The 14,727-nt window shown below is 42.4% G+C and carries 14 protein-coding genes and 3 riboswitches; of the genes, 5 read left to right on the forward strand and 9 right to left on the reverse strand.

From position 1 onward, the window contains the following. The 3 genes from Q5O24_08735 to Q5O24_08745 all read right to left on the reverse strand — a co-directional run bounded on the left by Q5O24_08735 (position 1) and on the right by Q5O24_08745 (position 3,191). The gene (locus Q5O24_08735; protein ID WKY46470.1) at positions 1 to 1,110 is read right to left on the reverse strand and encodes an ABC transporter substrate-binding protein; all 1,110 of its coding nucleotides are present in this window, start codon (positions 1,108 to 1,110) and stop codon (positions 1 to 3) included. Between the two features lie 205 nt (positions 1,111 to 1,315). Beyond that, positions 1,316 to 1,509, reverse strand: a riboswitch (cobalamin riboswitch). A gap of 79 nt (positions 1,510 to 1,588) precedes the next feature. After that, positions 1,589 to 2,344 carry a precorrin-6A reductase gene (gene cobK, locus Q5O24_08740; protein WKY46471.1) on the reverse strand — a complete coding sequence of 252 codons (756 nt, stop codon included), beginning with the start codon at positions 2,342 to 2,344 and terminating at the stop codon, positions 1,589 to 1,591. 100 nt (positions 2,345 to 2,444) lie between these two features. Further along, positions 2,445 to 2,639: riboswitch (cobalamin riboswitch) on the reverse strand. Between the two features lie 93 nt (positions 2,640 to 2,732). Further along, the gene (locus Q5O24_08745; GenBank protein ID WKY46472.1) at positions 2,733 to 3,191 is read right to left on the reverse strand and encodes a EutP/PduV family microcompartment system protein; all 459 of its coding nucleotides are present in this window, start codon (positions 3,189 to 3,191) and stop codon (positions 2,733 to 2,735) included. Between the two features lie 66 nt (positions 3,192 to 3,257). Continuing rightward, positions 3,258 to 3,395, reverse strand: a riboswitch (cobalamin riboswitch). A 152-nt stretch (positions 3,396 to 3,547) separates the two neighbouring features. Here Q5O24_08745 and Q5O24_08750 point away from each other — a divergent pair. The 4 genes from Q5O24_08750 (at position 3,548) to Q5O24_08765 (ending at position 9,967) form a co-directional block, all read left to right on the forward strand. Next, positions 3,548 to 4,084 carry a transposase gene (locus tag Q5O24_08750; GenBank protein ID WKY46473.1) on the forward strand — a complete coding sequence of 179 codons (537 nt, stop codon included), beginning with the start codon at positions 3,548 to 3,550 and terminating at the stop codon, positions 4,082 to 4,084. 148 nt (positions 4,085 to 4,232) lie between these two features. Beyond that, on the forward strand, positions 4,233 to 5,492 hold the full coding sequence (locus Q5O24_08755) for a DDE-type integrase/transposase/recombinase (protein ID WKY46474.1): 1,260 nt from the start codon (positions 4,233 to 4,235) through the stop codon (positions 5,490 to 5,492). Continuing rightward, the gene (locus Q5O24_08760) at positions 5,485 to 6,285 is read left to right on the forward strand and encodes an AAA family ATPase (protein WKY46475.1); all 801 of its coding nucleotides are present in this window, start codon (positions 5,485 to 5,487) and stop codon (positions 6,283 to 6,285) included. The genes Q5O24_08755 and Q5O24_08760 overlap by 8 nt, the downstream gene beginning before the upstream one ends. Before the next feature lie 511 nt (positions 6,286 to 6,796). Further along, positions 6,797 to 9,967, forward strand: a complete 3,171-nt coding sequence (locus Q5O24_08765) for a methyl-accepting chemotaxis protein (protein WKY46476.1) — start codon at positions 6,797 to 6,799, stop codon at positions 9,965 to 9,967. A gap of 49 nt (positions 9,968 to 10,016) precedes the next feature. Here Q5O24_08765 and Q5O24_08770 read toward each other — a convergent pair whose 3' ends face one another. The 6 genes from Q5O24_08770 to Q5O24_08795 are packed head-to-tail and all read right to left on the reverse strand — an operon-like array spanning position 10,017 to position 13,581. Next, positions 10,017 to 10,403 (reverse strand): VOC family protein, encoded by a 387-nt coding sequence (locus tag Q5O24_08770; GenBank protein WKY46477.1) that lies wholly within the window; start codon positions 10,401 to 10,403, stop codon positions 10,017 to 10,019. Positions 10,404 to 10,414: 11 nt separating this feature from the next. After that, the gene (gene recO / locus Q5O24_08775) at positions 10,415 to 11,170 is read right to left on the reverse strand and encodes a DNA repair protein RecO (GenBank protein WKY46478.1); all 756 of its coding nucleotides are present in this window, start codon (positions 11,168 to 11,170) and stop codon (positions 10,415 to 10,417) included. A gap of 8 nt (positions 11,171 to 11,178) precedes the next feature. Further along, the gene (gene era, locus Q5O24_08780) at positions 11,179 to 12,072 is read right to left on the reverse strand and encodes a GTPase Era (protein ID WKY46479.1); all 894 of its coding nucleotides are present in this window, start codon (positions 12,070 to 12,072) and stop codon (positions 11,179 to 11,181) included. A 36-nt stretch (positions 12,073 to 12,108) separates the two neighbouring features. Continuing rightward, a complete protein-coding gene (locus Q5O24_08785) occupies positions 12,109 to 12,474 on the reverse strand; it encodes a diacylglycerol kinase family protein (protein WKY46480.1) in 366 nt (121 codons plus the stop codon). Between the two features lie 20 nt (positions 12,475 to 12,494). Next, positions 12,495 to 12,959 carry an rRNA maturation RNase YbeY gene (gene ybeY / locus Q5O24_08790; GenBank protein WKY46481.1) on the reverse strand — a complete coding sequence of 155 codons (465 nt, stop codon included), beginning with the start codon at positions 12,957 to 12,959 and terminating at the stop codon, positions 12,495 to 12,497. Next, entirely contained in the window at positions 12,940 to 13,581 is a 642-nt protein-coding gene (locus Q5O24_08795) for a histidine phosphatase family protein (GenBank protein ID WKY46482.1), read from the reverse strand. The genes ybeY and Q5O24_08795 overlap by 20 nt, the downstream gene beginning before the upstream one ends. A gap of 149 nt (positions 13,582 to 13,730) precedes the next feature. Between Q5O24_08795 and Q5O24_08800 the strand changes: the two genes are divergently transcribed. Then, positions 13,731 to 14,675, forward strand: a complete 945-nt coding sequence (locus tag Q5O24_08800; GenBank protein WKY46483.1) for a DMT family transporter — start codon at positions 13,731 to 13,733, stop codon at positions 14,673 to 14,675. The last annotated feature ends 52 nt before the right edge of the window (positions 14,676 to 14,727 follow it).

The following is a 14,727-nucleotide window of genomic DNA, read 5'->3' on the forward strand; positions in this document are numbered from 1 at the left end:
TTAGTATTGTACAAAATGGGTTACACTGCCATCACCATGGAAAATACTGTAAAGATCTTCTATGATTTCATCGGTTTTATCCAGTGATTGCCAGTAATCTGCTCCCAAACACCAAACTTTCTGATTCTCAACCGCACTTAAGCCCTCTAAGACCGGTGCCTGACCAACGACATATTCAAGACTCGGTGAGTAGGTAATCCCTGATGAATAGATTAAAACATCAGCATCTTTTGCTGAAGCATAAAACTCTTCAAGTGTAACGGTTCCGCTTCCCACATCTGCATCTTTGTAAATATAGTCGCCGCCAGCCAATTCAATCATTTTTGCTACATATGAATCCGGTTCAGCCACATAGACTTTTCCACTGTAGACCATTGCCCAGGCAACAGTCGTTGCTTCTTCCGCGCTGGCCTCTTCAACCACGGTATCAATGTTGGTCATTGCCGCATCAAATGTCTCCAGAGCCTGGTCTTCCTTGTCAAAAAGTGCACCATAGAATTTCAGCCATTCCATTCGACCTCGTGGGTCTTCTTCCAGATACTCATTACAGACAACGTAATTAATCCCCAGTTCGTCCAGCTTAGTCATCATATCCTGAAGTCCATAATCACCGGAATAAACAAATACCAGATCCGGATTCAGCGTTTTTATGAGTTCATAATCCGGCGCGTCATTGTCGCCAACAAAAGTGATCGTTCCATCACCAATGCCATCAGCAATTTCTTCAATCGTCCATGTATCCTGCTCTGCAGTAACAGCAGAAATCGCCTCAAAGGCGTCAATTCCTCGCATCATACAACCTTGTGTGGTTGAGGCCAGCATCACATTTTCAATCGGTGCATCAATGATGATTGCATCCTCATATCCTTCTGGTATTTCTACACCTTCCGGAACTAACAGAAGCGTACGATCATCCGCGTCTACCAGTTTTGTAATATCATTATCCAGATACTCGACAGAAAATTCTGTGGTATATTCTGTTTCTAATACTTTATTGTTACTGCTTGTTTCGGAAGCCTGCGAATCACTTGAACAGCCTGATATTAAAAACATCAGGAAAAAACTTAAAATCAATACACCCAATACCGATAAATTCTTTTTGCTTTTCATATAACTCTCCTCAAATAATCATTAAAATAATTTCTGCCAATCAACTTGAACTGATCTTGCAAGCAAAAACGCGCTTCCAATCTCAGCTCAGTTCGCTTTAAACTTACAGAACAAAAAATTAAGCGACACCCCTCAATCAAGTGATCAAGAAGTGTCGCACAACAAAAAAACCATGTTTTCCACGTATTCTTCCTCCATCCTCGTAGAGTTTTATATTTATCGAGGCAGGTCTTCTGGCTCAGGTCTCATCACTTACTTCTGCCTTCCCAACTAACAGTGGCATTCTTGAAGTAAACTCTTCCATTACAGCGGCGGGACCGCGCGGGATTTTCACCCAACTTCCCTTTTAATGAATTCAAGCAACTTGTCTTAATTCAAACCTTGATAACTTTAATATTAAATTGTCTCTTAATAACAACTATTGTCTTTCTTCCAATCTATTTAGCTTTCATTTTATAATAGCAAATACTGGCACAACCTATTGAATAAAGTCCATCACTTCGCTAATTGATGAGGTCTGATTCTTAGCAATCACGTCCCGCCTTTCAATCAAAACAATTTTCATCCCCATGCTTTTGGCTGCTTTAATTTTTTCCATGACACTTTCGATATTGCCGCTTTCTTTGGTCACCAGAAATTTTGCATTTAAAAACTTATAGATCTCCTTATTCAGTGACTCGTTAAAGGGGCCTCTCATGGCGACAATGTTTTTTCTATTAAAACCAATCTTTTCACATTTCAAAATTACATTTGAATCCGGCAGCACCCGTACACAGACACGCTCTTTGTAGTTGTCGATGCATGTATATGTTTCCAGGCGATTACTCCCCACCGTCAACAAAATATTTCCGCTGGTCTCATTTAAAACCTGGCAGGCCTGGCGATGCGATTCCACTTTAATAATATCCGGATCATCAAAGTCAGGTTGTTCTCGCAGAAAACGAATATAGGGAACTTTTCGCTCTTCTGAAACTGATAGTACATTTTTAGTAATTTCTCCTGAATAAGGATTGGATGCATCAATAATACAATCCGGTTTGACTTTAGCTAATAAATCCGTAAAATTCTGTTTGTTGACTTTCCCCTGAAAAACTTCCAGTTTTTCTTGCTGATCAAGACTTGTCAGGCTCATCCGGTTGGTAATGGATACACAAACCTGATGTTTTTCTTCCATAATCCGATTGATGACCTGCATGGCATCTGCTGTTCCTGCTATGACTAGTACTTTTGCCATTTCCCCTCCCAAATATAAAAAACTCCATTATTCAACGAATAACAGAGTTAGATTATCTGCAAAAATGCATAAAAAATATAACCTCTCTATCACTCGTAGAGTATCCGGTTCGTAAACAGGCAGGTCTCCTGGCTCAAGCGTTGGCATCACTCCTGCCTTCCCAATTCACAGTGGCATTCCTGGAGCAACTCTTCTTATACAGTGGCGGGACCGCGCGGGACTTTCACCCGTCTTCCCTTTTAACCGATTCGCAATAGTATTCAATGCAATCGACACCTATTTATATATTTATTCAATTATTTTACTATTTTAACATATTTCCATAACTTTGTCATCTTCTATTTTTAATTGATTACTCAATATATACAAATTTAATGCCTATATATTTCTAACCAAATTCAACAATATTGTCGATCTGTTTTTTTAACAACTCAATACCATCACCGGAAAAAGCGCTAACCGGAATAATTTCCGACTTTTTAACGCCAGCGTACTCAAGATATCGATAGGATCTTTTTAGGTTAGAGTTTTTATCATCAATCTTAGTGATCACACCCAATACAGGACGATTATAGGTTCTGATAAATTGAGGGGGTACTGAATTTTGACAATCAGTAGCCGAATTCACCAGAATAATCAGTCCGGCATCACAGGTAACATTAATCGCCTGGGGCCGAAAACAGGGCAGTTCCACAAACTCTCCCGGTGTGTCCAGAAAATGTGGTGAGTAAGTAACCTGCTGCGTCTTTTGATACTTTAAAAATTCATTCGATAAACATTGAACCAATGTCGTTTTTCCACTGCCAATCCGACCAATCAGGGCAATTCGCCCTCTGTTATTTGCCATTGTCTCCTCCTGTAAGGGACAGGTCAGGCACAACACATGTGTTGATGCACCGCTTCTGTCATCATTCGTGACACGGGCTTGCAAAAGAGGTATCTGACTAAAGACTTGCGTCTATCACAGTGGCGCGGCCGTTCCGGAATAAACACCGGATTCCCTGATTTTGCAAACACAGATTTATCATCCCTATCATATAGGGTATTTTATTTGTCTGCAAGAGATATTTTTTTTGCTTATCTGTTAATTAGCAAATTATAAATGTCAAAAGAGCCCTGAACTAATCAAATTATTCCGGCAAACCTGGCTTTTCAATTATGGTATAATGATTAATCATTAGTCACTTTAAGGAAGCACAAACCATGGTTCATCTGGAACACTTTTCTGACCACCCGCTGGATTATATCACCGAATTCTACACCACTGAAAGAGTTCGTATTGACAGCTGTCCACATTGTTACACCCGCCATCGACTTCATCTTCATGGTATCTATCACCGGCATGTGATCTGGTATGAGGATGTCTTCTCCATTCCGGTCCAACGTCATTACTGTATTCATTGCGGTAAGACAGTCAGTGTCCTGCCTTCTTTCTGTCATCCAGGATTTCAGCTGGCGCTTCCATTTCTGCTGGAACTGCTTTGGGCCTTCTTTAACGGGGCTCATTATGCCAATACTTTAGCGCATCAGCATCGTCGCTTTATCACCCGGCGTTTTTTACTTTGTCTGAACCGGCTGATTGAATTTTTTCGCATCTGCCATGATCCTTTAATCGACTTTCCTGATTTTTGGCATAAAAAAGCCATAAAGCTTCTTGAAATGGTCTACTCGGTGGGCAAGCCCCCCATCTTCGGCAAAAGATATCACGATCATTTTAAGAAAGGATTTATGGCACATTAATTGTACCATCCTTCCGCATTTTTTTGAAGAACTATTTAGCCCACAGAGCTTTTGCTTTGCCTTTTATCCATTGATCCGTTATGCTCTATTTACTGAGTTTTATGGATCCTTAAAACCTCAATTCTTTAAAAACGGAGGTTTTTTTACAATGACTGAAAAAGACAAAGAACTGATTGCTTTATTTCGCTATGGCCTGATTGCGCCATTGCTTACGGATACCGTCTCGTCCCACGCCGCTTATCTGGATGAGATCAGTGCCAAAACCCATGATGTTCCGCATTATGGCACGCGCACCTACAACCGCAAAACCCTGCTGGAATGGCTCCGTCTGTACCGGCGTCATGGTTTTGATGCGCTCAAGCCCAAGGTTCGGACAGACAAGGGTTCTTCCCGGGCTTTATCAGCGGAATCGACTAAACTGCTCCTTACGTTACGAACGGAAAACATCCATTTATCGGTGAAGTTGTTCCATGAGTGGCTCATTCATGAAGGGCACTTCACCAGCTCTGACTGTTCCTATTCCACAGTGTATCGGCTGCTGAAAAAACATCAGCTGTTAAAGCCATCCCAGACGGATACGGCTGACCGCCGCCGTTTTGCCCATGTTGATATCAACACCCTGTGGCAGACCGATGTTTCCCACGGCCCATATCTGACTCTTAACGGTAAAAAGCGCAAAACCTATCTGATCGCTTTTATCGATGATGCTTCCCGGCGAATTACCGGGGCTCAGTTCATGCTGGCTGAAAAGAATGAAGATCTCCTTCATGTCCTTAAATCTGCTTTACTTACCTGTGGCAAGCCCACCATGCTTTATGCTGATAATGGCAAGATTTTCCGTTCTCACCAACTGAATACTTCCTGTGCCACTCTGGGCATTGCACTGGTCAATACCAGACCTTACGATCCCAAAAGCAAAGGCAAAATCGAGCGCTTTTTCAAAACCGTCCGCAGTCGTTTTTATCCGCTTTTGACGGATTCCGACCTGATGGATCTGGATGTCCTCAACCAGCGCTTTGAGGCCTGGCTGGCCCGGGATTATCATCATAAGCTTCATTCAAGTCTCAATGAAGCACCGATGGTCTTTTATATGCGGGGGAGCGACCGAATCAAACATTTCTCTGATCCCCGGATCATTGATGAAGCCTTTCTGATCCGGGCAACCAGAAAGGTCAAGTCGGATGCCACCATTTCGCTGCACAACGCCCTTTTCGAAGCTTCGCCAATGTTTATCGGCAAGAGCGTGGATATCCGCTATCCCAATGAATGCCCTGATGAGATCTATCTTTATGAAAACAGTGTCCGGATTCTTACCTGCAAAAAAGTCATCATGGCGGACAATGCCATTGCCAAACGCAATAACAATGTTATCAGCTACAGCACGTTAGGCGGTGTTCCTCATGTATAAATCATTTTTCGGGTTCCGGCAGGCACCCTTTGACAAAAGCATTGATTCATCGATGCTCTTTCAGTCCGAAGCTTACAGGGAAGTTCTGGCCCGACTGGATTATCTCAAAACCACCAAAGGTTTTGGTCTGATTACCGGTGACCCCGGGGTTGGTAAAACATCGACCCTGCGGGTCTTTGCCGACAATTTGAATCCGTCCTTATATAAGGTCATGTATTTCCCGATGTCTTCCGGAACAACTATGGACTTTTACCGGGGTCTGGCCTTTTCGCTCGGGGAACAGCCGAAATTCCGCAAAGTGGAGCTGTTCTTTCAGATTCAGAACGCGATTATCGATCTTTATGATAAGCGCCGCATCACGCCTGTCTTTATCCTCGATGAGATGCAGTCGGCTTCAGCTCAGTTTCTTCACGATCTGAGCATCATTTTTAACTTTGACATGGACAAACGCAATCCTTTTATTCTGATACTCACCGGTTTACCAACGCTGGCCAACCGCCTGGCTTTAAACCAGAACCGTTCGCTGGATCAGCGGCTGGTGACCCGTTTTCATTTTTCACCACTGACACCGGATGAGGTCAGAGACTATATCAAACACCGCTTTAAACATGCCGGTGTTTCACGAAATCTGATCAACGAGAATGCTTATGCAGCTATTTCGTCTTCGACTGGCGGTTATCCTCGATTAGTCGGCAATCTCGTTACCCAATGTCTGATTCTCGCCTTTCAAAAGCAAACTGATCTCATCGATGAAGAGATTGTTTTTGCCGCTTCGGCAGAAGCCGGGATTTAACGCCTGACAGCGTTATCTCCCTTTTTTTCTGGAAAAATGGAACGTGATTATGTGATTAAAAACGAGATTTATATTCTTAATAAGCCATTATTTTCGCATTATTTCTTCCTTTTTCATCCGATTTATTGTGACTAATTCAGTCCGAAATAATGTGAAAATTTACACTTATCTTCTGTTATTAAAATTCCAACTTTAAAACCTCTATATAAAAACAATGATTTTTAATCTAAATACCAAGAATTTGCTAGGATACATGCTGCATCAAGTATAATTTTTCTGAAGCCCAAAATTTAAGTTGAGCCATTATTTTTCGTCTGTATATCACGGCTATCTCTGAATCTCAAGGTCGGCTAAATAAATAATGAAAGCACAGTTTGTCGATCTTTTTAAAATTTGAAAAAAGTTTATATTTCTTATATATTTCTCGATATATTCCAAATTGTTGGGTATATAATATTCACATTCACAATTTTGTTTTTGTAAAAATATTTTATAGCTCAGGAGGTCACAAATGAAAAGTATAAAAGCTAAGCTTATCCTATATTTTTCTGTAATCGTATTCATTGTCTGCCTAATTTTTATGCTGGTGTCAACAAACAATATTTCGAACATTGTCACCAGCGAGGCCGAAAACACCTTAGCGGTAAAAGCCCAGGATTCAGCTGAAATTATCAGCAGCCGTAATGAACAAAATTACATCTATCTTGAAGGGATTGCAGCCAGAAACTCTATTTCTTCATCAGCGGTCAGCATCGACGAAAAAATGACAGTCCTTCTTGATGAAGTAGCAAACTCAGATCGTTTTATTCGAATTGGCGTTTCTGATTTAGCAGGAAATCTCTATTTATCTGACTCTTACGGATTAAAGGGCTCAATTGTTGATATATCCGCCCGTGAGTATCTCCATGAATCGGTCAATGGAAACCGGGGCATTATGAATCCGGTCATCAGTGTTAACCCGGATGATAATGGAGCCCTGATTATGGCTTATTCGGTTCCTATTTATGAAAACAATCAAATCACCGGTGTGCTGGTTGCCGTCGCTAATGCCTGGTTTTTAAATGACATGACTGATGACATGTTATTTGGTGAATCTGGTTATACCTATATTATCGATTCAACAGGGACCATTATTTCATACCCGGATCGTACTTATGTGGAAAACGCCACCAACCCCATCACTGAAGCAGAAAGTGATTCTGCATATGCTTCAGCTGCTGAAGCTTTCGCTTTTGCGATTGACTCCCAAACGGGTATCTGGCTCTATGATAACGCCGGTACCGACGTATACGTCGGCTTTGCCCCAATTGAAGGCATGGATGGTATTGTTATGGTTGAAGTCCAGAAAGACGAAATCCTGGCTGAAGTACCGGGGCTTATCAGAAATAATATTCTTATTTCCATTGCCATCCTGCTGGTTAGTATTCTAGTCTGTTACCTGATTGCCAAACAATTGGCTAATCCAATCATTCAAGCCAATCAGACAATCAGGGAAATTAATCTTGGCCATCTGAGCCATCGGGTCAATGTCAAATCAAAGGATGAAGTCGGACAGTTAAGCGCTTCACTTAATGAACTGGCCGATAATCTGCAAAATAAGATTGTCGGTCTGATGCAAAAAATTGCCCAGGGTGATGTATCTGATAACCTGGAAGTAGTCGACCAACAGGATGAGATTACACCGGCGCTTAAAACCACCGTAGAAACCATTCGTTCACTGATCACCGAGTCGACCGGCTTAGTTGCTGCTGCCAAAGAAGGCAAATGGGAGAGCCGCGGCAATGATCAAAGCTTTTCCGGCGGCTTTAAAGAAATTGTTCAGGGATTCAACGAGACCCTGGATATTGTTGTGGATCAGATGGTCTGGTATGAAGCTATTCTAGACTCTGTACCATTCCCCATTCACGTTACTGATAATGACATGAAATGGACCTTTATGAATGCCGCTTTTGAAGACACCATGATTCGAAACAATGTCATCAAAGATCGAAAATCCGGCTATGGTATGGATTGTTACAATGCCAATGCCGATATCTGCCAGACCGAAGGCTGTGGTATCCGACGACTGGTTGATCAGGGACTGGCCGACAGCTACTTTGAATGGGATGGCCGCTACAACAAACAGGATACAGCCTATCTGAAAGATAAAGACGGCAATAACGTTGGGTTCGTTGAGACAGTCACCGACCTGACACCAATGATTTCTGTCAGCAATTACACCAAAACCGAAGTCACCCGACTTGCTGCCAATCTCCATGGGCTGTCTCAAGGTAATCTTAATTTCGATCTTGAACTCGGTGAAACAAATGAGTACACCAATGATGTCAGCGCAGAATTTACCGAAATCAGAGACAGCCTGTCTGAGGTAAAAGAATCCATTACCCGTCTCATCAATGATTCAACCATGATGGCCGATGCCGGAATTGAAGGACAGCTTGAAACCCGATCCGACACAAGTGCTCATCAGGGCGACTTTGCGAAAATTGTTGAAGGTCTTAACGGCATCATGGACGCCGTCGCCGCTCCAATCAGTGAAGCTTCTGCAACCCTTGCAGAACTGTCACAGGGAAATCTTAGTACCGGAATGACAGGCGATTATAATGGTGCTTATGTCCAGATTAAAAATGACATGAACAATACCATCGCCTTCCTGAAGCGTTATGTTGATGAAATTTCCTTTACCCTTACTGAGATTGGCCAGGGTAATCTTGATATTGAAATCACTGATGAATACTTGGGCGATTTCCAGGCAATTAAAGATTCGATCAACGGCATTGCTGCCGAATTAAGCACAACCCTTTCCGACATTGGCGATGCTTCCGGCCAGGTTGAAGCCGGTGCCAATCAGATTTCAGACGGCGGCCAGGCGCTCTCTCAGGGGGCTACCGAACAGGCAGCTGCCATTGAACAGCTAAACGCCTCAATGGATGAAATTGCCGGCGATACCGGTAAAAATGCGACCAATGCCAACCGTGCCAACGATCTTTCCATCGATGTTAAAAACAGCGCTGAAGCCGGTAACAGCCAAATGAATGAAATGGTAAATGCCATGTCCGATATCAATGATTCCTCACAAAATATTTCAAAAATCATCAGAGTCATTGACGATATTGCCTTCCAGACCAATATTCTGGCCCTTAACGCCGCTGTTGAAGCTGCCCGGGCTGGACAACATGGTAAGGGCTTTGCCGTTGTTGCCGAAGAAGTACGAACCCTGGCTGCCAGAAGTGCAGAAGCTGCCAGAGAGACCACAGAACTCATTGAAGGTTCCATCAGTAAGGTTCAGGCCGGAACAACCATTGCCAACAACACGGCTGAAAGCCTGGAAGAAATTCTTCAAAAGATCGAAACAATGTCCGGTCTGGTCAATGAAATTGCCACAGCCTCCAATATGCAGGCAACAAAAATTAACGAGATCAATCAGGGTATTGAACAGGTTTCAAAAGTTGTTCAAACCAACTCGGCTACTGCAGAAGAAAGTGCTGCTGCCAGCGAAGAGCTGTCTGGCCAGGCAGAACTGCTGCAGAACAAGGTTAATGCCTTCAAACTAAAAAAGGCTTCCGGCAGCTTCAGTTCTAGCTCCAGGAGCTTTGCAAACTCTCCAAAACCAACACAAGTCGAACATTCTAAAGAAGAAGAACCATTCATTTCTTTAGACGATTTTGAAACAGATAAATACTAAAAAGAGAAGGTCAGGAAAAATTATTTCCTGACCTTCTTTTTGCAATGTTTTAGTTTCTGATAATCTCGACCTTATATCCATCGGGATCTGTAATAAAGTAATAACGGGGTTTACCGTCTCCGCTTAAACCTTTTAGCGGGGTTGGTTTCAGGCCCAATTTTTCATGTTCTTCTCGCGAAGCTTCCAGGTCATCAACGACAACCGCCAGGTGACCATAGGCTTCACCCATTTCATAAGGTTTTTCTTGATCATAGTTGTAAGTCAGTTCAAGCTGGTGTGTGCCTGTCCCATCGCCGAGAAAAACAAGGGTGAATTTGTAGTCTGGTTCATCGCGTCGTCTAATTTCCTCAAAACCCAGAACATCCTTGTAAAATGCCAGCGATTTGTCAAGATCCAGGACCCGAATCATCGTATGTGCCATTTGATATTTTCCCATAATAATCTCCTTTATGTTGTTAGATTTTTCATTTCTTTATAGAATGTATAAGCTTTTGAAGCTTTGCCAACACAGTGACTTAAATAATGTTCCAGAATATCCATGGCCTTTTCAGCCATTTCATTGGGAACGTCCATATTCTTCAGCTTTTTAATAGGGTATGCCAGCAAATCCTTAAAAAAGTCAGCTAACTGAGCATCAACCCGATAGGTATAGTGGCCCTCATAACGGCAGGACCGGCAAACCAGTCCGGAGCCTTCGATATCGAAAAAGAGTAAATCCTCGGTATTCTGACAGTTCATACAGGCATTTAATCCCGGCCGATAGCCAAGAAAAGAGACCAGCTTCATCTGAAAAGCAGCAATGATGACCAGATCATTTTTGGCCATATTCTCCGACAGATAATAGAGGCAATGCAAAAGCAGCTTTAAAATTTCCGGGCTTTCCTGGAAGATCTCAAAGGAATGATTGACCAAATCCAGTAAATAGGAACCCAATGTCATCTTATTCAAATCATTACGCAGAGCATAAAAGGATTCAATCAGATGGGCCTGCTGGATATTGCCAAAAGTCTTGCCCGGATAATAAATCAGTTCGCTGTAGGCAAACACCTGAGTGCTGGCCAGCAGCGGGCTTTTTTGTCTACGCACACCACGGGCAATACACTGCACTTTTCCTTCTTTTTCGGTGAAAATCGTCAGTATTTTATCCTGGTCGCGGTAAGGCATTTCTTTAATGATAATGCCTTTTGTTTCAATTAAACCCATCTTTTAACCTATTCAAAATATCCCAGATCCTTTAAATCGAAATTTTTTTCCCGCCAATCGGCTCTAACCTTAACCCACAACTGCAGATTAACCTGGGTTTTTAAGAAGAACTCAATGTTACGTCGGGCCTGTGACCCGATTTTAGTCAACATCGAGCCGCCTTTACCGATGATAATCCCTTTATGGGTTTTGCGTTCACAAAAGATTGTCGCTTCAATATCGATCAGATCCTTGTTTTTTCGGGGTTTCATCGAAGTGACTTCTACAGCCACCCCATGGGGCACCTCATCTTTTAAAAGATTTAAAGCCTTTTCTCTGATCAGCTCAGCGACAATAAAACGCTCGGACTGATCAATGATCATATCATCCGGGAAAAACTGCGGTCCCGGCTGCAGCTCCTTCTTTATTTCTGATACCAGCACATCAACCCCATCCCCGTTCTTTGCAGAAATCGGAATGATCGCTTCTAAAAAATCATAGTCTTCATAGAGCTTGATGGATCCCAATAATTCTTCTTTGGGCAAGCAGTCAATTTTATTCATTACCAGAATAACTGGCGTACCCAGTTCCTTTAACTTGTCCAGAATAAACTGATCGCCCGGTCCAATTTTTGTTTCCGGCTCCACCAGATACAAGACCAGATCCACATCCGAGATGGTGTTTTCTGCAGCCTTTTGCATATAATCCCCAAGTTTATTTTTGGGTCGGTGCATGCCTGGGGTATCAATAAAAACCATCTGGGCTTCATCATCCGTATAGATGCAACGGATGGCATTTCTGGTCGTTTGCGGTTTATCCGATGTGATTAAGAGCTTCTCTCCCATAACCTGATTGAGTAAAGTCGATTTCCCCACATTCGGACGCCCTACCACACTGATAAAACCTGATTTAAATTCTGACATAATTCACTCCCTTTCTCTGATAAAAATATATTCCTCTTAGAGCTGAAAACAATTAAAGATTTTAGGCGCAAAAATAATCAGCCCCACACAAACGGACATCACAGCGGCCACCAGGACTGCTCCGGCGGCAGTATCCTTGGCAACTTTGGCCAGATGATGATATTCCTCAGTATATAAGTCTACCAGGGTTTCGATTGCTGTATTTAAAATCTCTAAAATCAGTACAAAACAGATGACGATAATTAATGCCAGCCATTCCGGTGCGGAAATCTTAAACACAAATCCTGCTGTTACCGCAAGTGCTCCGACAATAAAATGAATGCGCATATTCTGCTGCGTTTTTAAAGTATAGAAAATTCCTCGCGTCGCAAATAAAAAACTTTTTTTCAGCTTCCGTCTCATTCCTGAATACCAGCTTTCTTTCAGTCTCCCATAATTTCTTTTTCTACTTTTCGCATTTCCAGCTTGTCCTCATCATCAAGATGGTCATAGCCCAGCAGGTGGAGGACACTGTGAACCGACAAATAGCAGATTTCTCTCAGGAAACCATGTCCGAATTCTTCCCCCTGGCTTTTAGCCTGGTCGGTATTAATAATCACATCGCCTAACAGGATGGGATGAGCAGCCGCTGATTTTAAAATTTCTTCTTTATTGATCAGAAAATCTTCATACATGGGAAATGACAGGACATCGGTCACCTGATCTTTTCCCCGATACTCAGCGTTTAAGCTTTTAATTTCCTCTGCCCCAACAAAGGAGTAGGAGATTTCACACTCCACCCCAATTTCCTCATGTAAAAGGGTTCTGGTCATATAGCCTTCAATCTCTTCCAAAAGGCTTTCACTGACCTCTGTATCACTGCGATTGTCAAATATCGTCACTAACATCTTTCACCTCGACTATCAGTTCATCATAGGGTGGTGTTCCCATATGGGTTAATTGAGCAAATCCGTCAAAAACATTGAGGGTCGTAATCGATCCAAGCTTGATGTCAAAATGCCATTTACTCTCAATCGGCAACTCCATCAGATTGGTAACCAGGCTGTGAATGGTTCCGCCATGGGCCACAATCAGATGGGTTTTTTCGGCTTCCAGTTCATCTAAAAAGGCCCGGCACAAGTTCTGATACTCCCGCTGACTCTGGCCCTTTGGCACCTGATAATCCAGATAATTGTCCATCCAGGCATCCCATTCGCTTTGATGATCTCTAATGCTTTCATCTCTGGTTTTGCCTTCAAATATTCCAAAATTAAATTCTTTTAAGCGTTCATCAACGGTCACGTCTTTTGACAGCTCACTGCCCACAGACTCGGCAATTTTATAGGCCCGTGATATCGGACTGGAAAAAATACTGTCAAAATTAAACTTCTGATCAAGCTCAACCAGATACTTAACCAGAATTTCTTTCATTTTTTCGCCTTTATCTGTATACTCAGATTCCGTATGGCCGTTTAAACGGCGCTCTACGTTACCGAAAGTCTCCACATGTCTTACTAAAACCAGTTTCATATTGTCTTCCTCTTCAAAATTGATAACTATAATCTGTAGTATATTATAACCTACTTTTTTTATTTGACCAAATGTTTTGATTTATTCTTAATTATTCGTTATAATATAACATCTTATGCGCTAATCATCCATTTACAAAGGAGTAAAATATGGAAAAAAATAATAAGCAAAAACTGCTGGCAGACCTGACCTTATTTGTGGTCGCCTTTATCTGGGGCAGCGGTTTTGTCTCTTCTAAAGCAGCCCTCTCATACATGAGTCCAATGATGCTGATGGCCATTCGTTTCTTAATTGCAGCCGCCGCTTCAGGGCTGATTTTTCATAAACATCTTAAAAAAATCGACCGCGAAACGCTAAAGGCCGGATGTATTGTCGGCTTTTTTCTGTTTTCTGCTTTTGCCACGCAGATGATCGGCTTGCAGTTTATGCTGGCTGGTAAACAGTCCTTTTTAACCGCAACCTATGTTATTATGGTTCCCTTTATTTTCTGGGCTTTTAAAAAGCAACGGCCTGACCGTTACAATTTTGTCGCGGCCTTTGTCATGCTGGCCGGTATCGCCCTTTTAACAAGCAACCAGTCTGGCTCAAGCTCAGGTTTAGGCCCGGGCGATATTTTAACCCTGATCTGCGCCTTTCTTTACGCCTGTCAGATTGTCAGTATTGATCATTATTCGAAAAAACACGATCCCATTGTACTGACTGTTATTCAGCTGACTTTTTCAGCAGTCCTGTCTGTCATATTTGTCATTTTTTCCGGACAGGTCACCATGAATATTGAAACAAACGGTTTGCTGAATGCCCTTTATCTGGGCTTAATCTGTACTTTCCTGACCTTTCTCGGTCAGACAATCGCACAAAAGTACACTTCGTCAACCCATGCCGCCATTATTATGAGTCTGGAGTCAGTTTTTGGCACCCTGCTATCGATCCTTATTCTCAGTGAATCCTTTACTCTGGTCATGCTGCTGGGCTGTCTGGTTATTTTTATGGGCATCATTACCGCCGAAACCAAGTGGGAGTTTTTGCGAAAAAAGAAAAGCCTACCGGTAAATACTACGCACTCCGAACTAAATGACAGTCCCCCCAATTCTTAAAACTTTTCGATACCCTTTACACCTTTTGGTTAAATATGCTATGATTACCTCC

Source organism: Eubacteriaceae bacterium ES3, assembly GCA_030586155.1.
GTDB lineage: Bacteria > Bacillota > Clostridia > Eubacteriales > Eubacteriaceae > Acetobacterium.